This window comes from uncultured Plantibacter sp., from assembly GCF_963518075.1.
GTDB lineage: Bacteria > Actinomycetota > Actinomycetes > Actinomycetales > Microbacteriaceae > Plantibacter > Plantibacter flavus_A.
Map to the genome: position 1 here is coordinate 705,701 of NZ_CAUQHZ010000001.1, position 21,842 is coordinate 727,542.

A 21,842-nucleotide genomic window follows, 5' to 3' on the forward strand; every position below is an offset into this window, starting at 1 on the left:
TTCAGCCGCCGGTGATCGCCCGGACGGCGTCGGTGATGATGAGGTACCAGCCGTAGACGCCGAGGGCCAGACCGATGAGCCACCACCATTCCGTCCGACGGGACAGGCGCCGTCCCTGCCGTGCCACTCCTCGTGGTGGACGGATCAGTGGAAACGAAGCCGCCATCGACGCCGCGTCGACCGGTTCCAGTCGGCGATCCCGCCAGCGCTCCCATTGCGCGACGCGCTCGGTCAGGATGTCGACGACCGACATCAGCCACGTCCACACCTCGGGGTCGAGGGTCGAGAGGTCTTTGGGTGAGTAGAGGAAGAGGTGGTCGTCGACGATCTCGACATCGAGTTCGGCGACGGTGTCGATGAACCTCGCCATGATGTCGGGCGTGAAGAGGTAGAGGGCGTCCGTCTCGTACCCGCGCGGGCAGTACAGCTCGAAGTGGCGGTCGAAGTCGCCTTCGAGCCGCAGCCGTTGGTCCTTCGTGAACGTGACTGGGAGCCTCGGGTGCAGGAGTGAGTTGTTGCCGACGGCGTCCAGGACGATGTGGGGGAGCGCCACCGGCAGCCGAAGGGCCACGTAACCCCAGCGGTGCACCTTCCGGTTCCGCCCCGAGCCGATGGTCGTCTCCAGGTTCGCGACCGACAGCTGCGACCTGCCGTCGCGCCAGACGAGGTCCCTGGCCACGCTCGTCCCACCCATGGTGAAGATCAGCCCGGGCAGCGCCACGGGAATGGCGATCGGTCGGTAGCCCAGGCCGTTCGCCCGAGCGAATCGGTCCAGCCGGTACTGACGCACGCCGCTGCGTCGTCGGACCGTGCGCACCAGCAGGACGAGCATGCCGACGGGCAGCGCGAGGTAGGGCAGGAGGATCAGGGCCGACCAGTCCAAGGGTTCATCCGGCATCGAGCCGTCTTCGAGTACGAACCACCAGGCGGAGAGGAAGAAGATCGGCAGCACCGCCAGCACGACGGCGGGCCAGATCGCCGCCAGGAGTGGTGGACGGATCTCGCCCGGGAGGCCCCTGCGGTACTCGCGGAGCGCGCGACGGTCGACCCGTTCCGTGAGTGGTCGCGTGTCCGGCGTCGCGGTCCGAGTGGTCGGAGTGGTCATCGGACGTCGGGTGATCCGTGGGGTACGGGCGCCGGCATCATCGGCGTCCGACCAGGGCGGTTCGCGGCGACCGTGAGTGCCCGGCCGGCCGCGTGGACCATGGCCTCGAGCGGACCGCGACGCTTCGTGAGGGCGATGATCCAGCCGAGGAGGAGCGCGCCGGCGACGTGGATGAGCCAGAGCTGCGGGCTCGAGATCAACCACGCCGTGTCCGCATACGTCCCGGCGATCGCGGCGATCAAGGCACCCACCGACGCCATGAACACGTGCGCCGAGTAGACGGTGAGCGGAGCGGCCCCGGCGCCGGTCGCCGGCAGGAGCGCGAGCGACCAGCCGCGGTTCAGGACGGTGCCGAGCGCCAGGCACAGACCGATGACGAGCGCCGCGATCCCGATCGTGAAGACGAGGTCGAGCGTGGTGCCCGAGTGCGGGGCGCGGGCGACGAGCCACCAGAAGGACTCCGTGGGGCTCGTGCCGTACATCCCCTCGGCGAGGGCGTCCTCGACGGCGGTGATCGTCGTCGGATCGGGCTCGAGCCCGCCGGTCCAGGCGCGCGCGATGCCCTGGACGCCGCCGACCGGACCGAGCAGGAGGGCGGCGAGGCGATCCGAGGCGATGGCGACGACGAGTCCGATCGCCGCGAGCTGCAGTGCGAACCGTCGCAGGGTCCCGTCCGCCCGCGCATCCATGAGCAGCCGGCCGACCGCCATCCCGACGAGGACGTAGACGATCCAGGTGAGCGCCGGGTACACCCCGGTGAGCAGCAGCCCTCGGGCGAACCCGCCTTCCGAGACGTCGAGCCAGGACGCACTGCCGATCTCGGGGGAGTCGACGCCGCTGAGCGGCACCCGGAGCGCCTGCGAGCAGATCGGCCAGACCACCGCCCAGACGGCCGCGACGATCAACAGCGTACGCGGACGCCACGTGACGGCCGGGATCGCGAGCCAGAAGGTCACGCCGTAATACGCGATGATCACGTAGATGCCGCCGGGCAGCACGCCGAGGGTGAGGCCGAGGACGAGCAGGGCGAAGCCGCGTCCGAAGAGGTTGAGTCGCGCCGCGGCGGGGGAGCCGGCGGCGAGGTCACGGCGGCTCGTGAGGACGATCCCGATGCCGGCCAGCACGGCGAACAGTGCAGCGGCTTTGCCCGACAACACCTCTGTGATCGGCGTGTGCCCGCCGGTGGCGATGTCGAACGCCCACACGTGCGTGGCCATCATGCCGATGAGGGCGAGGAAGCGCGCGAGGTCGAGACCGATCAGTCGGTCGGCGCGCTGTCGGCTGGCTGGGCTGCTCATCGGGTCCAGCATCCCATGCGTGGCGGCTCCGCGACAGGCCCGCGGTAGCGGTACGGGCTCCCGTCCGGTACGCTGTGAAGGTTGCCCGGGTGCGTCCGCTCTGTTCTCGCCCGATCGCAACGATGCTTACACCCTCCTGCCACAGAAAGTCTGTGGCCGTTCGAGTCCGAAGGAGGTGGGTTAGTGACGCATCAGTACGAACTCATGGTCATCCTCGACCCCGAGATTGACGAGCGCACGGTTGCACCGAGCCTCGACAAGTTCCTCAACGTCATCCGCAACGATGGTGGAACCATCGACAAGGTCGACATCTGGGGCCGTCGTCGTCTCGCTTACGAGATCAACAAGAAGACCGAAGGCATCTACGCCGTCGTGGACTTCACTGCGACGAGCACTGCCACGCAGGAGCTCGACCGTCAGCTGAAGCTCTCCGAGGCCGTCATGCGCACCAAGGTGCTGCGTGCCGAAGAGGCCATCGCTCAGGTCGCCACCGAGACGAAGCGCAGCGAAGAGAAGGCCGCCCGCAAGGCTGCCGCCAAGCCCGCTGCCGCTGTCGCCGCGGCTCCCAAGGCAGACGCGGCTCCGGCTGCGGCTGAGACCAAGGAAGCCTAGGGCTCATGGCCGGCGAGACCGTCATCACCGTGGTGGGCAACCTGACCAGCGATCCGGAACTGCGTTTCACGCAGAACGGCCTGGCTGTCGCCAACTTCACCATCGCTTCCACGCCGCGCAACTTCGATCGCGCGACGAACGAATGGAAGGATGGCGAAGCGCTGTTCCTGCGCGCGAGCGTTTGGCGTGAATTCGCCGAGCACGTGGCCGGATCGCTCACCAAGGGAAGCCGCGTCATCGCGACCGGGCGTCTCAAGCAGCGTTCCTACGAGACGAAGGAAGGCGAGAAGCGGACTTCGATGGAACTCGAAGTCGACGAGATCGGCCCTTCGCTCCGGTACGCGACCGCGACCATCAGCCGTGCACCCTCGGGTGGCGGCGGCGGTGGTCAGCAGCGCGGCGGCGGAGCTCCGCAGGTGCAGCAGAACGAGCCCTGGGCTCAGAGCGCACCCGCAGCTTCCGGCGGCAACGGCGGTGCAGATGCCTGGAACACTCCGGGCAGCTACAGCGACGAGACCCCCTTCTAAACAGATTCGATCGGTCCGGTTCTGCCGGTTAGCCGATCACTCCATTCACACGCAAAGGAACAACCATGGCTGGAAAGTCGAGCGGCGACCGCCGCAAGCCTGCCCGCGGTGCTAAGGGCGGCAAGAACGTCGCTCCCGCGAAGGCGATCCGCGTCGGTGTCATCGATTACAAGGATGTCGCCACGCTTCGCAAGTTCATTTCCGAGCGGGGAAAGATCCGTGCTCGTCGTATCACCGGTGTCAACGTCCAGGAGCAGCGACTCATCGCACGTGCGGTCAAGAACGCACGCGAGATGGCGCTCCTGCCCTACGCCGGCTCTGGCCGCTAGGAGGCGCCGCACATGTCGAAAGTTATTCTGACGCACGAGGTCTCCGGCCTCGGCTCCGCTGGTGACGTCATCGACGTCAAGAACGGCTACGCCCGCAACTTCCTCGTGCCCCAGGGTTTCGCGACCCCGTGGACCCGTGGTGGCGAGAAGCAGGTCGAGCAGATCAAGTCGGCCCGCGCTGCGCGCGAGCACGCCACGATCGAAGAGGCCCAGGACCTGAAGGCTCGCCTCCAGGCCACCAAGGTCAAGCTCACGGTCAAGACGGGTGGCGAAGGCCGTCTGTTCGGTTCCGTGAAGCCTGCCGACATTGCGAAGGCCGTGGCGGAAGCCGGGCTGGGCGAGGTCGACAAGCGCAAGATCGAGATCCACACCCCGATCAAGTACGTCGGCGAGCACGAGGCCACCATCAGCCTCCGCGACGAGATCGTCGCCACGATCACCCTTCAGGTGGTCGCGGCCAAGTAGTACCCGCCGTGCGGTGTCGGGCCCTCGGGTCCGGCGCCTCATGCACGTCGTGATGAGCGCGATGGCGGTGGACCGAGAGGTCTGCCGCCATCGCGTTTTTCTGTGCCCAGAACGGGGGTGGAGTGTCGTCTCGGCGTCTGCGTGTTACACCCGTTTCGCCCTCGGAGTCAAGCAAGTTGTACACAGGTGACCCCCGTTCTCCTCAACGTTCGACACAGGATCGAAAGAACTTTCCACACACAGCCTGTGGAATCAGAATCTCCTGGTCAGGACGGTATTGACTGGCGGAAAAACTTCTCTCTCCACAGGGTTTCCCACAGCTTGTGCACACGACACGCGGCGTTTCCCCCGATCTCTCCACAGAGTTATCCACAGGCAGAGTTGGTTGTGGAGACGAGTGGCCCTATCGTGAGTCATCGGCGTCTCGGAACAGCCGGGCGAGCAGGCTGAGCAGCCCTCGTCCGTAGCCCGTGGGCGCCCCGCAGGGCCCGTGCGTGTCGCACGTTCCTGCTACACCTGAGTCGTCATCACCCGCACCACCCGAGTCAACATCGAGAAGGGATGTCCACTTGTCGATCGCTCACCTCAACCGCTCCGAAGGTGGCGGTTCGTACGACGAGCCGCGCGGCAACGAGCGGGTCCCTCCGCACGACCTCCTCGCCGAGCAGAGTGCACTCGGCGGCATGCTGCTGTCGAAGGACGCGGTCGCCGATGTGGTCGAGACGCTCCGTGGTGTGGACTTCTACATCCCCAAGCACGAGGTCATCTACGACGCCCTGCTGACGCTGTACTCGCACGGTGAGCCCACCGACGTCATCACCGTGACCGACGAGCTCGTCAAGACGGGTGAGCTGTCCCGTGCCGGTGGCGCGGACTACCTCCACACGCTGACGAGTCTCGTGCCGACCGCGGCGAACGCCGGCTACTACGCCCGCATCGTCGCGGAGCGCGCACTGCTGCGTCGTCTCGTCGAGGCCGGCACCCGCATCGTGCAGATGGGGTATGCGGCCGAGGGAGAGGCCGTCGAGCTCGTCAACTCCGCTCAGGCCGAGATCTACGCCGTCTCCGGCAACCAGGAGGTCGAGGACTACGTCCCGCTGACCGACGCGGTGAGTGCGGCGATCGACGAGATCGAGGCCGCCAAGCACACCGACGGTTCCATGACCGGCGTGCCGACGGGCTTCCGCGAGCTCGACGAACTGACGAACGGTCTGCACCCGGGTCAGCTCATCATCGTCGCCGCCCGACCCGCCATCGGTAAGTCCACGCTCGCGCTGGACTTCGCCCGCGCCGCTTCGGTTCACTACAACCAGCCGTCGATCTTCTTCTCGCTCGAGATGGGGCGCAGCGAGATCGCGATGCGCCTCATGAGTGCGGAGGCATCCGTGCCGCTGCAGCTCATGCGGAAGGGGACCGTCGACTCGCAGGACTGGACGAAGATCGCTCAGGTGCGTGGGCGCATCAACGACGCGCCGCTCTACATCGACGACAGCCCGAACATGACGCTCGTCGAGATCCGGGCGAAGTGCCGTCGACTCAAGCAGCGCGTTGGGCTGAAGATGGTCGTCATCGACTACCTGCAGCTGCTCACGTCCGGTAAACGTGTCGAGAGCCGTCAGCAGGAGGTCTCGGAGTTCTCACGTGCGCTGAAGCTCATGGCGAAGGAGCTCCAGGTCCCCGTCATCGCGCTGTCGCAGCTGAACCGTGGTGCTGAGCAGCGTGCCGACAAGATGCCGGCACTGTCCGACCTCCGTGAGTCGGGCTCGATCGAGCAGGACGCCGACATGGTGGTGCTCCTGCACCGCGAATCCGCCTACGAGAAGGACAGCCCGCGAGCCGGCGAGGCCGATCTCATCATCGCCAAGCACCGTAACGGCCCCACCCGCACGATCACCGTCGGCTTCCACGGCCACTTCTCGCGCTTCGCCGACATGGCGCCGGGTATGTAGCTGTGAACGCGCCACGCAAAGTGTCGCTTGCTCAAATAACTTGTCGTTTCGTGGCCGCGGCGACACTTTGGGTGACAACTGGGTCGTGAGACTCGTGGGTCCGAGTGTCTCGGACTCAGTCTTCGTCGAGAGGTCCGATCCACTCGTGGATGGTGGACACCGGTTGGTCGACTGCCCTGGCGATGTCCTCCACGGGGACGCCATTCAGGTGAGCGATGCGGGTGAGGTTGTTGCGTTTATTCACCCACCGCTGTGTGCGCTGTTCGGCGTCTCGCACCACTTCATTGGCGCCCAGCACTCCTTCCAGGAGTGCGTCATACAGCCTGGTCATTGCTCGTCCCTTTCTGTCGTTGCCTTCCCGCGGTGGGCATGGCAAGCTTTCAGCAGGGACGAGCCTGGGTCGTGTTGTTTGCAAACAAGACCTGTTATCTGCCTGGCGTCTGAGAAACGCCTTGCCGAGACCGAACATGAGCGGCGGGAACCGCAGCGTTCGGTGCACTGTGCAGTAACACCTTGGGAGCAGCGTAACGCTGCGCCCGTGGAATGGCTACTGATCGCGCCTGGAGTTCAGTGTGTCTCCCAGTAGCTCTTGGCCCACTTCCGGAGCGATTCCACCTCCGCTGGGTTCTGTTGCGGTCCGTGGGTCAGCTCCCACGCGGTGATCAGCGGATCTGTCCGATGCCCGTTGTCCCACTGGGCGGCGGTTGTGAGGATGGTCGGATCGGCCGGTTGCACGAGCTGCACGGTCGCATCCGCGGGAGCGCATCGAACGTAGGGCAGGCTCCGCAGACGCAAATTGATGAAGGCGCTGTAGAGGATGACTGGTCCGTGGATATCGAACCGGTGTTGCTCCTCATATCGGTTTCTCGGGGTGGTGTCTTTGAGGGGGGCCTCGATGCCGTCGTGACCGGACCGCAGGATCCTTGCAGCCTTGCGGTCACCGACGTGGACGACCGCGGCGTCGCCGATGAGTTTGGTCAGCTCCCTCAGCTGTGTGCTGCGCGTTCGGTCACTGCGCCATGAGAATCGCATGCCGCCCGGCCCCGGGTAGTTCGTCAGATGCCAGTCCCACAAGTCGTCGAAGTCGTCGACGACCCACCCGGCTGACTCTCGTTTCACACATCCGGCCGGAAGAAGGCCGAGCAATTTGCTGACTCGGGATTGGCTGATGCCTAGACCCACGCCAGAACCCATCAGGGGTGGTTCGTCACCAGAGGGCGCGGGTGCCGCGAAATCCCCTTGCCGGAACGGTGTCGATGTCACCATGAGATGACGCACCAGCGGAAGCAGTGACCGGTGTTTCGTCGTCACCTCGACCTGGGGCGGCGGCCACAGGGCACCACCGACACAGCACACGCGATCGCGGAGACCGACGTAGGCGATGCGGCCATCGGCAGCGATCTCCTCAAGCGCAGGCGTGACACGGTCGACCAGGTACAGCACGTGGGTCGCAGCCCCAGTGAGGCCGCCGAGATCGTCGAGGATCCGCTTAACCGTGTTGATCCGAGCTGCGGTGAAAATCTGGTAGCAGGCCGTCTCCCGCCAGGTATTGAGCCACACGGTGTCTCCGAGGCTCGCCATCACGTCCACCCACGCCGCATCGAGGATGTCGTACGCGATCTGTCTGTTCGCCGCCATGTCCGCAGCCTAGAACCCAAGCGGTCGTTTTCGGTACTCGGGGTTCTGCGCCAACAGTGATCTTCTGCTGCGATTCGGCAGACCGCCATGCCATTTCGACGGATCGCTTTCGACTCGTTTACGAGTTGATGTTCGGAGCCAATTGACTCGTCAGCCCTCTCGTGGAGCCGGTCAGAGTCGCTCCTTGGTGGATCAATTTCTCACGAGAACTGTGCGCAGGCAGCTGCTGCGGCCTACGGTTTCGAACAACGACCACGCCGCGATCAGAGCGCGCGGTTCGTTCATCTCGTCGCCCCTCGTCCGAGTATCCCCGGGGCAGCTTCGTCATGCCCGGATGCGGCAGAAAGGTCATCATGAGCGCCCGCACTCTTCGCGCGTCACAGCACAACATTCCTCAGTCCCGCACTGAGCCGTCCAGCTCTCCGGCGCACGCCCCGGCCGAGCTGCCGGCGCCGTCATCGTGGGAGTCAGCGCTGCCCCCCAGTGAGCACCCCGACACGGTTCCGCCAGAGCTGCAGTCAGCATTGGAGAAGTTCCGGCTGGCCGGCATGCTCGGGGAGGGCACGCGTGTGCGACTGTTCAGGCCGATCCGTGGACCCCGTCGACTTCGGCTGCCGAAACGGTCTCCGGGTGACGTCGGGGTGAGGGTCTTACTTTCCCGCGACGGGCGCACAGGCTACGCTCGCCGCCTCAACCAGGTCAGCCTGGCCGACCTGGTGCACAGCCACCCGATGCGCGACTTTTCCAGACGCCGGGCACAGAGCAACAAGCCGGTCGCGTTCTTTAGCCGGACCGTCGGTGACATGATCGCTTGCGAATCCCAACACGAGCGCCGCTTCGCGCTGATCGCCGACTGGCATTCGAGCGTGGCGTTCATCGCCGCGCAACCATTCACCATCGACTTCCCCGCCGGCAACGACATTGACAGCCACACACCGGACTTCGCGCTCATCACCACCAGCGGAACCGTGGTCGTCGTGGATGTGAAGTGGCCATCCCACGCCGTCGACCCCGACACGGTCCGTCGCCACGAGCTGATCGAGCGCACCCTCGCGCGTGCGGGAATGCAGCACGCAGTGTGGACCGGCGCCCCCATGTCGCTCACGCAGAACCTCGCCAACTTCGCGGCCGCCCGGGTACCGGAACACAAGATGCGTGAGCTGGAACCAAAGCTCCTCGCCGCCCACCGGCCCGGACGCACCGTCTCCCAGGTGCTGGAGGACGCCGCTGACACCTGTCAGGTGCCCTGGCTGGAAGGACTCGTCGTGGTGCGCCGGATGCTTTGGGACCACCGCCTCACCGTCGACATGGCGGTCCCCTTCACGGTCGATTCCGAACTGTTCCGATCGTGAGCGACATTCGATGGATTCGGCCAGGGATCGAACTCGACTGGCACAGCACTCGCATGATCATCCAGCACGTCGGCGCCTATGTCGTCCTCACCCGGCTCGATGGCACCCAACCCACTGAAGTGCCCGTGACCGACATCGCACGCGCGCTGCGTGGCAACAAGGCACCCCAGGATCTCGCGCATCTGCATGACATCGAAGACCGTCTCACGGAACGCTCCAAGGCGCGGCTGGATCACGACTCCGACCTGCTCCACATCATGCTCACCGGCCGGCGCGCACACCAACCCGACACGGATGCTCCCGCACCCAACCTCGATCCAGCCCGCGTCCCCGAAGGGCTTCGCCGGCGCAGACTCGCCAAACTGCTCGCGGAACAGACACGCGACCGCGGCTCAATGAAGGGATTCAACGTGCTCCACAAGAGCGAGATGCGAAGACTGCAGCGGATCATGAAGCGGTGGCGCGACGGACAGAACCTCCTCGACGGCAGGTACCGCAAACCCCGAGCCTGGCGAACCGATGATGAGGTCATGGACGCCCTGCTGAGCTTCATGAACGACCAAGCCGTGCGCTCGACGAAGTCCGACAGTGCACTCGTTCGGGCATTCCAGATCCACGCGACCACAGCCCACCCGACGTTGCAACTGCCCTCAACTGCAACCCTTCGTCGGAGGGTGCAGGAGCGGCGCGGCGCCTGGTCACACCTCGGGGCGACCGCGAAGAACCGCATCTCCCAGACCAACGTTCCGAAAGCCTCGGGAGTGACGCGCCTGGCGACGCGTCCCGGGGAGCTGGTGTTGTTCGACACCACGAAGTCGAATGTCTGGGTGAAAGACCCCAGAACCGGTCGCGTCGTCCGCCTCGATGTCACGCTCGCCATCGATCTCGCCACCCGATGTGTGGTGGGACTGGCTATCACGTACAACACGACGAAGTACGCGATCGGACTGTGCCTGGCCGATGTGCTGCGACCCAAGACCGCGGCCCTGGCATCCGAGTGGGCAGAGGATGAAACCTCCATCGCCGACCAACCGTTCATCGGCAGACCCGGCGCGTTCGTGTCGTTCCACTCGACCGCGTTCCACCCCGAGGGTGTCGTCGTCGACAACGGCAAACAGTATGTGTCCACGTACATGACGGCGCAGATGGCGCGGCTCGGGATCCACTACGAACCGCAACGCTCTTACAACCCGACCGACAAGGCGCAAGTCGAGCGCGTGTTCCGCACGATCAAGGACATGTTCGAAGCACTAATGCCGGGCTTCACGGGCGGATCTGTCCACGAACGAGGCACCGCACCAGAAGCCGAAGACCTGATGACACCAGGCGAATACGAACGACGGCTGCGCCAGTGCATCGACCTGTACAACCACCGCACACATGAGGGCCTGGTCCTGCCCGAGGACCCGTTCGTGCGGTTGAGCCCCTACGTGATGTTCAGCATCCTGGCCGAGAAGATCGGAGCTTTCGCAGACGTCGAGTACCAGTACGACTGGGTGCGGTTCCTTCCCTCGATCACGGCGAAGATCGAGCCGAGCCGAGTTCGCGTGCGACTGCTGAACTACAAGAGCCCGATCTTGCGAGAGCTCCAGGGCGACCCGGTCGTGATGAAGACCGGAAAGCTGCGGGTGTTCTACGACCCGTTCGACCTCCGCATCGCCTGGTGCTTTGACGCCGATGGCACGCTGCACCCGCTGCGGTGGCACTACTTGAACGAACACACTCCCCGGTTCGGGGAGATGCACACCACCCACGTCGTCGAGAAATACGCCGGCAAGAAGGTCAGCCGAAACGACGTCGAACGCATCCTGCTCGAGATCTTCGCAGGCAAACACGACCAGGGTATGCCGGAAGGGATCCGACACGACGAACTCGCCAACAACCTCATGCAAGCACGAACGGACCGACTCACCGAACCCCAACGAGATGCAGCCCTCCAGGAAGAACCCGACGCAATACACGAACAGCGCCCGCCTGCGTCCGAACCTCGACCCCACGATCGCGGCGTCGGCGACAGTGCCAACACGTATGAACCGCCGCCCGTCGAACCATTCGAGCCCGATGACACTTCCGAAGCGCAGGACGAGCAGGGCCCGCAGCGCTCCGCGCGACGTCCGCGAGGTCTGCGCCCGTGGTGGCACCGTGACCGGCCCGAATCGTGAACGCCTCCCGGTTCTCTGTCACCCCAGACGACGACCCCAACGAGTTACTCACCGCCGAGGACCGCGCCTGGATCAGTGACGTGTACGCCGACGATGTCCTCGACCCTGGGCGCGTTACTCCCGCACAACTGGCGGCGATGAACGCTCGCGACCGAGAACGCTACCGGATGCAGCGCACCCGGTATCTGCGCATGGTGCCGTTGCTGGAGACCAGCGTCGTCAGGGACGTCATGGGCAAGCTGCGCCTCATCGCCAACTCCGCCATCCGCTCGGACCTGCACCAGCAAGACATCCCGATCCTGAACGGAGAGCCCGGTGTCGGGAAGACGATGATGCTGAAAACGCACGCGGCGGAGGAGATGATGCGCCTGGCGTTGCACCGCAGCATTGAACTCGAGGACGGCACCGCCAGGGCGCTCACCACGTTCCGGCCTGTCATCTACGCCCACCTGAAGAGCACCATGACCCGCTACGACGTCATCCGGCTGTTGTGTGATGAACTCGGCTGGCCCTCTGACCGGAACCCGCAACGTGCGTTCGAACGAGCCGTCGCGCGGTGCGGTGTCCAGCTGGTCATCATCGACGAGATTCAGCACGTCAACTTCGATGGCAAGACCGGGCGACATGTGCACAACATCATCCGTTGGATGTCGAACTTCGGCCTCCGGGTCGTCCTCGGCGGCACCGACGCCGATGGGGTGCTGAGCGGGGTGGGGGCTCCTGCTGTTGAGGTCGCCGCACGAAACTCCCGCGGCCGTTGGATCCGTGTCGACGTCCCGAAGATGGAGATCGGAGGACGACGGGAACTCACCGCTTGGGTTGACCTGATCTTCTCCTTCGAATCCAGGCTCCGGTTAACGCAGGCTCCGCTGGAGGAGGGCTGGCTGGCCGACAACTTCGCCGAGTACATGTGGGCCAGAACCCAGGGATACCTGAATTCTCTCGTGTTGCTGATCAATCTTGCCGCCGCGACAGCCATCGAGACCGGTGCTGAGACCATCGATCGGAAGATCCTCGACAGCGTCGAACTGGAAGACGAAGTCGAACGTCAACGCCCGCAACGCATGGCGAAGTTCGAAGCGGACAATCCTGCACCACGGCGTGCTGAAGGTGACGATGACGGGCCGGATCTGCAGGACCGTCAAGCATCGTGACCGTCGTACTGGATACGCCGATGCGACTTGGTACGCCCGTGCGGCTGCTCGAGGGGGAATGGTTGCATAGCGCCATCAGCCGGTGGGCTCACTCGTTCCGTGTTTCGCGAGCGGCCATGTTCGACGCGTTCGGGTTGCAGAACCTGCTCGCAGCTGCGGTCACCAACATCGGAACCCAGTTGCACCCGGCGATCGCCGCGAATATCTCCTACGCCACCGGCATCGAGGAGGCGCGACTTCGTGCGGCGACGATGGAGGTGTTCGACGGCAGCCTGCTCGTGCTCCGCGATCGGAGGAAGGGACAGCCGGCAGCGGGGATATCGAAACGTGGACCGTGGTCATGGCAGGCCGGCACGAGGTACTGCCCCGACTGTCTGCGAGACGAACCGGGAGTGTTCCGCAGCCTCTGGCGCAGCCCCTGGACATACGCGTGTGTCGCACACCGCCGCATCCTCCTCGATGCCTGCCCCACCTGCCAAGGGGAGGTCGTTGAGATGCGCGGACGGAACACTGACCTGTTCAACCCCTCCAGCTGCCGGGCCCACATCGGACTGCGCGGCGCAACGCGACGAACCTACTGTCGGGCGCCGCTCGAGGACACCTGGGAGCACCTGCGTCTTGCGCCAGGATCAGCGCCATTGGCTGCGCAAGAAGCGATCTTCGCTCACCTTCGAGCAGGCACCGGCGAGCACATCGTCACGCTCCTCCAACCCGTCGCAACGGCGCTTCGCGGCGCCGGTGCATTCGATGACGTCAGCTCGTTGAGTGGCCTCGATGAGCAAGAACTGCGTGGTCTGTTCGACGAGGAGAAACACGTCGGCATCAGCGCGCCGAAGAATGCCTACGCGATGGCCGGGCTCATCGGCGCGGCATGGGCCCTCGTGAATATGGGCGAGTTCGTCAGTGCCCCGGTGGTTCGACGGACCACGTTCGCCCGGCCGCCCGCCCACGTGCCCAGGGGCGCCGGATATGGGCCGGGAAGCCCCACCGAGCTCCTCACCCGCTGGCCGGGTGCGTCGGATGAGCTCCGAGGGTGGGTGCTTCGCGCTCACGACCAGGACCTCACACTCACCCAGCGCATCCTCTGGGACACCGCCATCACCCCGGCAACCATGGACGCCCACCGAGCTCGGACCGTGTATTTCCAGACGCGGAGGGACCGCATCCCGGAACTGCTCTGGCCGGCCTGGTGCAGCCGCTTCGACCTTGGTGGCAACGTCGACGCCACGACACTGGCGCACGCGCTCACCATCGCTGTGCGCGCGGTCGGGTTGAACGATCAAGCACGCGACCACGAAGAGAGCAACCTCGCGGCCGTCCTGCGAGCGAACATGCTGGGCACGCCCGCGCAGACAACTGCGCTCCTCGCCGGCATCAGCGAGCTTGCGCGCACGATCGATGACGGTCCCAACCCCATCAACTATCGCCGCCGATTGGAACTGCCCACGGCGGAAATGTTGCCACGGACACACTGGGAGACGCTCGCCGACAGCGTCCACACCGACCCTGGCGGAGCACCGCGACTGCGGCACGCCCGCCGCTACCTGTGGCAGCGCCTCAGCGCGACGTCCTCGGACCAGTTGCCCGCAGAGCTGCAGCTCGGGTTCACCCACGATGACGTCGCCCAGTACACCGACTTCCGAACGCGGATGACGCTCGAACTCCAAGAAGAAATTGACCGATACGGGCAAGCATTCCTCCAAGCGCACCAGATCTGGGAGCCCGTGACGGCAACCCCAGCAGTGAGCGCCCACCTCAACTGGCCAGGCACGGAAATCCTCGACCTCAACATCGAACTTCTGCACGCAATGTTGGACGACGGCATCCGCACCCACAGAACCTTCGCCCAGGCACTCGGCGTTTCGACCCGTCAGGTAGTTCGAGCAATCGATGCCTGTCCCCCATCGACAAGCAGAGCCGTCACCTCTGTGGAGTGGGAACAGCTACTCGTACCGGTCCCGCCCAACCCGCTTTCCTCGTTCTTCGTCAGCGAACCCGAATCAACGTGGAGCGAGCCATGCTGAACCTCCCTGTCGTTCCCCGAGCCCATCGGCTGCCGCTGGTGCGATCATGACCCGCGAAGCGGATCCAGGTGATGGTGCCCTGTCCGCGGTACAGATCGCGTTCCTCATCGAATCAGGTACGTTCACGGCCGAACGTCTCGCCGAGGTCTCAGAGAGGGTCGCTCGAGGTGACCTCGAAGCACGCGAGCGAAAGACCCGCCAGGACACGATCGACGCGTCGCTGAGCGCAAACGTGGTGGCCGAACGGCTCGGTCTCGATATAGCCGAGCTGCGACGACGGACAGCTGAGGGTCAGCTCTACGCGTTCTCCGCACAGGACGAGGAGCATTACCCGACCTGGCAATTTACGGACGACCCGGCAGCCCCAGTCCTCTCCGGGCTCGCGGCGGTGATCGTGGCGTTCCCTAGCGACATGCATCCCGCGACGATCCGGGGGTTTATGAGCACGCCACAGCGACAAACGCGTATCGATGACGTCCGAGTCACGCCCGTGGACTGGCTCCGGCACGACGGCGACCCTCAGGTCCTCAGGGACATCCTCGACGGGTTCCTGCTGTCGTGACTCTCTGAACCGGACTGTGAGGTGCCGAAGACGAGTCCGGCCTACGGGTCTGAAGGCTGCGCGCTCTTGACATCCGGCGGGTTTTCAACGGGTCGGATGACGGTCGGTTTCCGCGATGCGTTACACGACCACCGTCAGTCGTTGCTCGCTCCCGGCGGCGGTCACCTCTTCAAGCACGCTCCGCGGCAGCCTGCTACTTGCGGCCAGTTCGTCGAAGTCGTAGCCGATTTGCTGCAGCATCGCGACGGCGCGCCCGATGGCAACGGGTTGTTCGCGGGGGCCGAGTGGGCCGCGTTCAGGGTTGCCCTCTGCTGAGAGCTGTTTGTTCGCGCGAAGATAGACGGTGTCTGACCATAGGCCGACACGGTGCGCGCGAAAGGCGAGAGCCCGAAGACTGATCTTCCACTTTTGCTTCGCACTCAGGAGCGCATCCCAATCCAGTTTGGTCGGTAGATCGGGGATCAGCTGATCGTCGGGCGCGAGGAACTGTGCGGCGAACGTCTGGGCTTGGTCCTCGACGATCTTCGACCCTGGTTCGACGTCTGGGTGCATCACAAGATGCCCGAGCTCGTGTGCGGCGTCGAATCGACTACGTGCCCGGTCGTTCTTGCTGGACGATAGAAGCACCAATGGTCGGCGACCGGTGTCGGTTGAAAACGCATCAACGTCACCCGAGTCAATGTGTTTGGGCATAGTGAGTGCGATCGCCCCAGCCGCTTCCAACGATCGAACCATGTGCGGCACCGGGCCTGGGCCTACACCGAGTGCCTTGCGTGATGATCCCGCTATCTCAGCGATGCCCGCTGGCGTGATTTCGCCATCGACAAGATGTGTCGGGATGGTTATCTCCGGGAAGTCTACGTACTCCTCAAGCATGTTCACGACTGCTGAGCTGAGTTCGGCAAACGCGAGCGCGCGGTCCCTGCTGATGGCCGGGGTGGATCGGAGGGATCTGAAGTGCGCGGCCTCAGTGGGAATCTTCGGAATGTCGGCTCCGCGCTGGAAAAACTCCAGAGGCATGCCGAGACTCAACGCGAGCTGAGCCGCCACTGCGCTTGTTGGTCGGCTCTGACTGCGCTCGAACTGCGTGATGGCAGCGGGGGAAACGCCGACGTCAGATGCGAGCTGCGTGCGGCGAACACGGCGAAGTCGCCGTGCGAGCGATAAGCGCGATCCATCAAAGTCCTGCGTGACACCGCCGGAGCGGCGCGCGCGAGCGCGCCGGAGGGCGTCAGAGTCACTTGCCACGCTGGGCCTCGCGAAGATTCTTCTTGAGGGTGATACTCACGGTCGGCTCGGCGGCGCTTTCATGCGGGGCGTCACTGACTGATGGAACGCGGACGCCTCCCGTTGAGGGCGCGTCGCGCCACAGCTCCTTGACGCCGATGACAAGGTCCTCATGCAGGGACGGAATCGTCAACCAGCCGGCAGTCAGAGGGAGTTCCCCCCGAAGCCCGTTCCAGATGATGAAGAACTGATTCAATTGGCCGGCATTGCCGGTGCCGGACGCGTCGATCAGTGGCTCGATGCCAGGTACTCGTTTCGGAGCTCGATACGTCTGGTCGTTGAGAAGCGCGGCTTCCTGACGAACGTGGCTGTTCCACGAGAAGCCATCCGACCAGTCGGGCTGCAGCTCACTCTCGACCGGGGCCTTCACGAAACGCAGGGTCGCGTCCTCGAAGGTACAGAAGGTCGTCTTGTTCGACTGGCGCACCACAAGGCCGGTCCCGGTCAAATCTGAGTCTTGACGGCGGCGGTAGAGCTGGGATGCGAGGTTCTCGGAGCACTGGATCCCAAGAGACAAAGCGGTGTCTCCGAGCCCACTGTCGAATCGAGCCACATTTGCAGCCCACATGGTCGAGATCAGGGAATGGAGGAGGGCCACTGCGCCGCTCTCCTGGAGGCGAAGCGCCACCTCCGCAACGCGGGTGTCAGCTTGGGTGTCGAAGTCCATGATTCCAAACCTACATCAAGTGTAATCCTCGTTCTGGGGACACGCCGTAAAGTAGTTTTCCGCCCTTCCTGTCCAAAAGTTAAGTGCGAGTCCGTCCAGTCGTGGTCAGTCTGGCGGGCCGTGAGCACGAGCTGAGGGGTAATGCTCTCCGTCGACCAAGATTCAGATATCGTCTCGGCACAATCAGCGCCTTCACCAATGCGCGCCCTGCAAGGTCAGATCGGAGCCCTCGAGACCATCCTCACACTGGGTAGATGCGATACGCCGTCGTAGACGTATCCAGGATGGCGTCGCGATGCGCAGCCGTATCAAACTGAACGGACGCCGGAGCTGGACCTCCCGACATCGCGATCGAGGGCCGACGAGAACCTATCGCTCATTCGACTGCCGATGTTGCGGCTAGGCGGGGTGTTGGCTCGGCCGACGGACGTCTAAGACAGAGCCAGGCGGAAGGACCCCGGCACCTCACTGCCGGCCAACCATTGTGAGCGCATCAACGCTTCCGAATCGGACATCGTGCACACGTAGTCAGACAGGGCGCGGTAGTGCCTAGGCCCGAGTACCTTCCGGTGCGACTTCTTCTTCGGGTTAAGAGGCAGGGTCACTTCGTTCTGCGCGAAGATGCCCAGAAGTGCTGGTGGGAGCGAATGCTCCTTTGGCTCTGTGCAGATCCAGTCAGCAAGACCGTCCATAAGGATCTCGATTGTTCGCGTTTGAGCGCGCTGCATGGAACCCATGCGAGGTCGCGAGACCAGATAGTGGCGAGTGATCGACTTCAGTACCTGCATCTGATGCCAAGCTTCGGATGTAAGGAAAACCGAGGGACCGTCGTCGTATGGAGGGGTGTCGGACAGTTCGATGGCCTTGAAGAAGTCGCTGACGAATACTCGGAGGAGCAGCCGCAGGTTCATTCCATAGTCCTGCGTGTCTGGGTCCCCCAGCTGTTTCAAGAAGTTGTCGACGTCATTCAGTGCTGCCGCGTAGTCGACGTCGCTGAAAAAGGAGGCGTAACCCTTGCGGTGTTTCTCGGTCGACTTCACGAACACCGGCGGTGGAGTGAAAGTGTTGCTCTTCGTTGTAAAGTCCGCGCTCATGAAATCGCCTGATTCTCGCTGCTCAGGAGAAATCTTCGCGTGGCTGAGAGAGGTATTGAGGTCCTGCATAACGAGTCCCACATTGATGAGTCCCGCGGCGAGGAAGTCTTCTAGATCGTGAATCGCGTACGCGATGTCGTCTGCGAGATCCATAATTGATGCTTCGAGAGTCTGGCGCCCCGGGTCATCTTCGTCCTTAGCTAGATTGAGCACGCTCGCCCGTACTTGTTCGAGTCGCTTTGCGTCATCAAGGTACGCACCGAACTTTCGGTGGTCCGGATCGTCATAGGGGAGCTTTTTCGGGTATGGATATTTAAGAATAGCGGCCAAGGTTACATCTGTCAGGTTTAGACCGACCTCCGAGGTGCCCTTGATGCGATCTAGTCGCGTCACAGTCCGAAACGTTTGAGCATTTCCCTCGAAGCCGTCCGCGACTCCGTGTCTGACCAAGTAGTTGTCGAGCGCATCTTCGCCTGCGTGACCGAACGGCGGATGTCCGATGTCGTGCGCAAGTCCAGCCGCTTCGCACGCAGCGATGTCGAGACCACCATTGAGGGCGACTACCTCGCGCCATCCCTCGTTGTAGGGGATGGAGCGAACGATATGATCCGCGATTTCCCGCGCAATCATCGCCACCTTGTGGGTGTGAGAGGAGCGACTATGCATCTGTGCCGATGCAAGCTCCGGCGACACGACCTGCGTGACACCTGCGAGCCGCCGTAGATACTCCGAGTACCCCAGCCGCCCACGGTCTCGTTCCGCAGAGGTGCGGTAGTCCTTCTCACCTTGCGGTGACTTTTCGCCGCGGTTGTGGCGTTGCGCTTCCCTAGCGGGATCGACCACTGATCCGTCAGCGAGCGTCTTCAGCGGCGTGGCAGGACTATCTTCGGGCACCCATTCAGCGTACTAGTTCAAGCATCCCTGAACGCAGGTCTGCCGTAATCCGGTGATCGGCGACAGCAGAATTCACTACATAAGGGACATCTGACAGAGGCAAGCCGGTCTGGCTGGCAACGGAGCGAACCGCCTCGCTTTGGGTCATGGACCCACCATTCGCGTCCACGATCTTGACAAGATCCTCAATAAGGTTCCGCAGCTGCTGTGCGCGTGATTCCATGGTCGCCGAAACAGTGCTCATCAGTATCCCTCCAGGCAGACTTAACGTCGAACTACAGTCTAGCGTTTGTGAGGCGCGGGCCATACCCCATGGGAGCACAACCTTGGCCATCCGACTCGCCGTGGCCAGGGACGTCGCCTGACAGTGTATCGTGAGCGGACACTGGGGGAAGGGGGCGGTGATGGTCAGCGCGCTAGAGCCGATCTCGCACATGGCGGGCTTCGATGCCCCGCACAACCCCATGAGGCGCCCACCGTCGGCGCACTACGCACGTGAGTACGCGGCGCTCGTCCGCAGGTACGAAGGCGTGCCTGTTGACATCAGCTTTCGTCAGTTAGTGGGTCCGCTCCCGGCGAGCGAGTACACGCACGGACTGTACCCCTACCCCGCCAGACTGCTTCGTCATATTCCCCGGTTTCTACTGTCAACAGAAGCCGTCACCTCCGACATCGATGTGGTTTTCGATCCATTCGTTGGTTCGGGGACGGTGCTTCTGGAAGCGCAACTGCGGGGGCTCGCCTCGATTGGTGTCGAGCAGAACCCTGTCGCGGCGTTGGTCAGCCGGGTTAAGGTGTCGCGAGGTTCACATGCCCACTCAGCGACTGTTCTGAACGAAGCGCTGGCCGTCGCTAAACGCCGGCGTCGTGTCCCCGATCTGTCACCGCTACTCAGTCGCTGGTACTCAAACGAAGCGATGTCGGCCCTCGGGCGACTGGCCGCTGTGGCGGAGGACAGCGAGGAGCGGGATCGAGATCTCGTGCAACTGTGTCTCGCTCTCACTGCGAGGCGGATGGCTACCACTGACCCCCGGATTCCCGTGCCGGTGAAAGGCACCCGTAACGAGACTGCGTCCTGCTCGGATGTCTGGCGTCAGTGGGCATTGGAGGGAGCATCAATCGTGGCCAAGCTGGAGACTCTGCCACCCGGGCGGCCGATTGCCGAGGTGCGCGCTGGCGATGCCAGGGACGTCACGATGTGGCCAAGCTCTGAGCAGGCGGTCAAAACGCTGCTGCTAACCAGCCCGCCGTATGGTGCAGCCCAAAAGTACGTCCGCAGCACCAGCTTGGAAGCTGCGTGGTTAGGTCACGCCCCGACGGGTAAGACCGTTCACCTCGAGCACAGCAGCATCGGTCGGGAGCATCTCTCGCCTCAGGACCTGATGCTGAAGTTGTCGAGCGTAACGAGCTCGCAGCTCCAGCTAGCTCTCGCTTCGATCGCCAAGAAGGACGCGCGCCGAGGCGCCATTTATCTGGCCTACTTCACCGATATGCAACGAACTTTCCTGAACGCGCACAGCGTGGGAGTGAAAAGGATCGCACTCGTGTCAGGTGACAACCATGTCGCAGGGGGCGTGCTCAGGACGAGTCAGCATCTCGCGGACATAATCCAGTCGTTGGGATACAAGCGAACCCTGTCCGTGCGCGACCCCATCCGTGGGCGGACGCTCCTGACATCCAGGAAGAACGGGGCTCCAGCCCCCGCGGAGTACATCGAGATCTTCGAGATGGCGAACCTTTGATTGAGCTGGGCGGACTGGACGAAGACGAGGCGACCATCCGGAAACGCATCCGGTTGCTGTCGGACGCTCTTTGGGAGGGGAACGGCAGTGTTCAGGATGTGAACCTCTGGCTGGAGAACTTCACCGGGAAATCAGACGAATACACCGCCGAGGTCGAGCGACTACACGCGGCACACCTGCTGTCACATTTCACGTACTTTGGTCTCCGTGAGGTCCGCGAACTGCTCAAAGCGCTTTACCGGGATCTCTTTCGCTACGAGGTCATCCAGGAGATCCGCGAACAAGCCGATGGGAGTGCTGACCCAGCTCTCTTGCGGGCTGGCTTTGAGGCGGCACTCTCGCAGACGCGGTTCCTGGGGGTGGGGAACCCTGCCGAGAGCGGTACACATCTTCTCTACTACTTTCGACAGGAAAACCGTCTTCACAAGGCACTCTTCCCGAACCCCTATGAGTTACTTGATGCTTCGCATCAGGATGGGCGGTTCCGCATTGCTGATCCTGAGATACGGCGTCTCGTTTTCATCGACGATGTCGTCGGCACAGGACGGCAGGCAGCGGAACACAACGTAGTCTTCATCGATCACGTCCGCCAGGCTGCCCTTCTGAGCGAGCAACCCGTCGAGATCTGGTACCTCACCCTGTTCGCGAACCCGAGCGGGATGGACGGTGTCCGCCGGCTGGGCTTCGACCGTGTTGCGGCCGTTCATGAGCTGAACGCATCCCAATTAGCCTTCAGCGAGGAGTCGCACGTGTACGCCGCGCCGCCCCCCGGGATTAGTCGAGAGGTCGGCATGGCCGTTGCGGAACGCTATGGCGCAGACCTCGCTCCCGGCAACACGATGGGCTATGGCGAGGGTCAGCTGACGCTGGGGCTACACCACAACGTCCCGGATCACACGTTGCCGATCTTCTGGGTGCAGGACACCTACGGCCCTTGGAATCCAATGTTCCGCCGCTATCCCAAGGAGCTGAACGGCTAGT

The 21,842-nt window shown here is 63.7% G+C and carries 19 protein-coding genes; 12 read left to right on the forward strand and 7 right to left on the reverse strand.

The window, feature by feature from the left end; all coding sequences use genetic code 11:
* Position 1: 1 nt before the first annotated feature.
* Together RWN05_RS03365 and RWN05_RS03370 are read right to left on the reverse strand one after the other, a co-directional pair.
* Positions 2–1,105: a hypothetical protein gene (locus RWN05_RS03365; RefSeq protein ID WP_314138515.1), complete on the reverse strand. Its 1,104-nt coding sequence runs from the start codon at positions 1,103–1,105 to the stop codon at positions 2–4.
* Entirely contained in the window at positions 1,102–2,403 is a 1,302-nt protein-coding gene (locus RWN05_RS03370; protein WP_314138517.1) for a heparan-alpha-glucosaminide N-acetyltransferase domain-containing protein, read from the reverse strand. The genes RWN05_RS03365 and RWN05_RS03370 overlap by 4 nt, the downstream gene beginning before the upstream one ends.
* Before the next feature lie 204 nt (positions 2,404–2,607).
* On the opposite strand from RWN05_RS03370, the gene rpsF reads away from it, so the two are divergent.
* The 5 genes from rpsF (at position 2,608) to dnaB (ending at position 6,285) form a co-directional block, all read left to right on the forward strand.
* Positions 2,608–3,015 (forward strand): 30S ribosomal protein S6, encoded by a 408-nt coding sequence (gene rpsF / locus RWN05_RS03375; protein WP_217485263.1) that lies wholly within the window; start codon positions 2,608–2,610, stop codon positions 3,013–3,015.
* A gap of 5 nt (positions 3,016–3,020) precedes the next feature.
* Positions 3,021–3,542 carry a single-stranded DNA-binding protein gene (locus RWN05_RS03380; RefSeq protein ID WP_064295656.1) on the forward strand — a complete coding sequence of 174 codons (522 nt, stop codon included), beginning with the start codon at positions 3,021–3,023 and terminating at the stop codon, positions 3,540–3,542.
* 65 nt (positions 3,543–3,607) lie between these two features.
* Positions 3,608–3,871 (forward strand): 30S ribosomal protein S18, encoded by a 264-nt coding sequence (gene rpsR, locus RWN05_RS03385; RefSeq protein WP_056010351.1) that lies wholly within the window; start codon positions 3,608–3,610, stop codon positions 3,869–3,871.
* 12 nt (positions 3,872–3,883) lie between these two features.
* Entirely contained in the window at positions 3,884–4,336 is a 453-nt protein-coding gene (rplI, locus tag RWN05_RS03390) for a 50S ribosomal protein L9 (protein WP_056780635.1), read from the forward strand.
* A gap of 575 nt (positions 4,337–4,911) precedes the next feature.
* A complete protein-coding gene (gene dnaB / locus RWN05_RS03395; RefSeq protein ID WP_369808454.1) occupies positions 4,912–6,285 on the forward strand; it encodes a replicative DNA helicase in 1,374 nt (457 codons plus the stop codon).
* 115 nt (positions 6,286–6,400) lie between these two features.
* On the opposite strand, the gene RWN05_RS03400 is transcribed toward dnaB, so the two are convergent.
* A complete protein-coding gene (locus RWN05_RS03400) occupies positions 6,401–6,616 on the reverse strand; it encodes a hypothetical protein (protein WP_085511557.1) in 216 nt (71 codons plus the stop codon).
* 236 nt (positions 6,617–6,852) lie between these two features.
* Entirely contained in the window at positions 6,853–7,923 is a 1,071-nt protein-coding gene (locus RWN05_RS03405) for a hypothetical protein (RefSeq protein ID WP_314138518.1), read from the reverse strand.
* A 353-nt stretch (positions 7,924–8,276) separates the two neighbouring features.
* Here RWN05_RS03405 and RWN05_RS03410 point away from each other — a divergent pair, with 353 nt between their 5' ends.
* The 5 genes from RWN05_RS03410 to RWN05_RS03430 are packed head-to-tail and all read left to right on the forward strand — an operon-like array spanning position 8,277 to position 15,177.
* Complete coding sequence (locus tag RWN05_RS03410) at positions 8,277–9,275, forward strand: hypothetical protein (protein ID WP_314138519.1); 999 nt, start codon at positions 8,277–8,279, stop codon at positions 9,273–9,275.
* Positions 9,276–9,328: 53 nt separating this feature from the next.
* Positions 9,329–11,437, forward strand: coding sequence for a Mu transposase C-terminal domain-containing protein (locus RWN05_RS03415; protein WP_314138520.1), 2,109 nt, complete (start codon positions 9,329–9,331; stop codon positions 11,435–11,437).
* Positions 11,434–12,591, forward strand: coding sequence for an ATP-binding protein (locus RWN05_RS03420; RefSeq protein WP_314138521.1), 1,158 nt, complete (start codon positions 11,434–11,436; stop codon positions 12,589–12,591). The genes RWN05_RS03415 and RWN05_RS03420 overlap by 4 nt, the downstream gene beginning before the upstream one ends.
* Positions 12,588–14,615 (forward strand): TniQ family protein, encoded by a 2,028-nt coding sequence (locus RWN05_RS03425; protein ID WP_314138523.1) that lies wholly within the window; start codon positions 12,588–12,590, stop codon positions 14,613–14,615. Before RWN05_RS03420 ends, RWN05_RS03425 begins: the two co-directional genes overlap by 4 nt.
* Positions 14,616–14,661: 46 nt before the next feature.
* Positions 14,662–15,177, forward strand: coding sequence for a hypothetical protein (locus RWN05_RS03430; RefSeq protein WP_314138525.1), 516 nt, complete (start codon positions 14,662–14,664; stop codon positions 15,175–15,177).
* A 120-nt stretch (positions 15,178–15,297) separates the two neighbouring features.
* On the opposite strand, the gene RWN05_RS03435 is transcribed toward RWN05_RS03430, so the two are convergent.
* The 3 genes from RWN05_RS03435 to RWN05_RS03445 form a co-directional block, all read right to left on the reverse strand.
* The gene (locus RWN05_RS03435; protein ID WP_314138527.1) at positions 15,298–16,425 is read right to left on the reverse strand and encodes an XRE family transcriptional regulator; all 1,128 of its coding nucleotides are present in this window, start codon (positions 16,423–16,425) and stop codon (positions 15,298–15,300) included.
* Positions 16,415–17,131 carry a hypothetical protein gene (locus RWN05_RS03440; protein WP_314138531.1) on the reverse strand — a complete coding sequence of 239 codons (717 nt, stop codon included), beginning with the start codon at positions 17,129–17,131 and terminating at the stop codon, positions 16,415–16,417. Before RWN05_RS03440 ends, RWN05_RS03435 begins: the two co-directional genes overlap by 11 nt.
* A gap of 431 nt (positions 17,132–17,562) precedes the next feature.
* Positions 17,563–19,119, reverse strand: a complete 1,557-nt coding sequence (locus RWN05_RS03445; RefSeq protein WP_314138533.1) for a dGTP triphosphohydrolase — start codon at positions 19,117–19,119, stop codon at positions 17,563–17,565.
* Positions 19,120–19,523: 404 nt separating this feature from the next.
* On the opposite strand from RWN05_RS03445, the gene RWN05_RS03450 reads away from it, so the two are divergent.
* Both RWN05_RS03450 and RWN05_RS03455 read left to right on the forward strand, forming a co-directional pair.
* A complete protein-coding gene (locus tag RWN05_RS03450) occupies positions 19,524–20,861 on the forward strand; it encodes a DNA methyltransferase (RefSeq protein WP_314138535.1) in 1,338 nt (445 codons plus the stop codon).
* Positions 20,858–21,841, forward strand: a complete 984-nt coding sequence (locus RWN05_RS03455; protein WP_314138537.1) for a hypothetical protein — start codon at positions 20,858–20,860, stop codon at positions 21,839–21,841. Before RWN05_RS03450 ends, RWN05_RS03455 begins: the two co-directional genes overlap by 4 nt.
* Position 21,842 lies beyond the last annotated feature (1 nt).

Excerpts from the sequence above, each read along its gene's own strand:
- RWN05_RS03415 (WP_314138520.1), top strand. The coding sequence starts at position 9,329 with ATGATCATCCAGCACGTCGGCGCCTATGTCGTCCTCACCCGGCTCGAT.
- RWN05_RS03370 (WP_314138517.1), bottom strand. The coding sequence starts at position 2,403 with ATGAGCAGCCCAGCCAGCCGACAGCGCGCCGACCGACTGATCGGTCTC.
- rpsF (WP_217485263.1), top strand. The coding sequence starts at position 2,608 with ATGGTCATCCTCGACCCCGAGATTGACGAGCGCACGGTTGCACCGAGC.
- RWN05_RS03400 (WP_085511557.1), bottom strand. The coding sequence starts at position 6,616 with ATGACCAGGCTGTATGACGCACTCCTGGAAGGAGTGCTGGGCGCCAAT.
- RWN05_RS03440 (WP_314138531.1), bottom strand. The coding sequence starts at position 17,131 with ATGGACTTCGACACCCAAGCTGACACCCGCGTTGCGGAGGTGGCGCTT.
- rpsR (WP_056010351.1), top strand. The coding sequence starts at position 3,608 with ATGGCTGGAAAGTCGAGCGGCGACCGCCGCAAGCCTGCCCGCGGTGCT.
- rplI (WP_056780635.1), top strand. The coding sequence starts at position 3,884 with ATGTCGAAAGTTATTCTGACGCACGAGGTCTCCGGCCTCGGCTCCGCT.
- RWN05_RS03365 (WP_314138515.1), bottom strand. The coding sequence starts at position 1,105 with ATGACCACTCCGACCACTCGGACCGCGACGCCGGACACGCGACCACTC.
- RWN05_RS03405 (WP_314138518.1), bottom strand. The coding sequence starts at position 7,923 with ATGGCGGCGAACAGACAGATCGCGTACGACATCCTCGATGCGGCGTGG.
- RWN05_RS03410 (WP_314138519.1), top strand. The coding sequence starts at position 8,277 with ATGAGCGCCCGCACTCTTCGCGCGTCACAGCACAACATTCCTCAGTCC.
- RWN05_RS03450 (WP_314138535.1), top strand. The coding sequence starts at position 19,524 with ATGGTCAGCGCGCTAGAGCCGATCTCGCACATGGCGGGCTTCGATGCC.
- RWN05_RS03380 (WP_064295656.1), top strand. The coding sequence starts at position 3,021 with ATGGCCGGCGAGACCGTCATCACCGTGGTGGGCAACCTGACCAGCGAT.
- RWN05_RS03430 (WP_314138525.1), top strand. The coding sequence starts at position 14,662 with ATGACCCGCGAAGCGGATCCAGGTGATGGTGCCCTGTCCGCGGTACAG.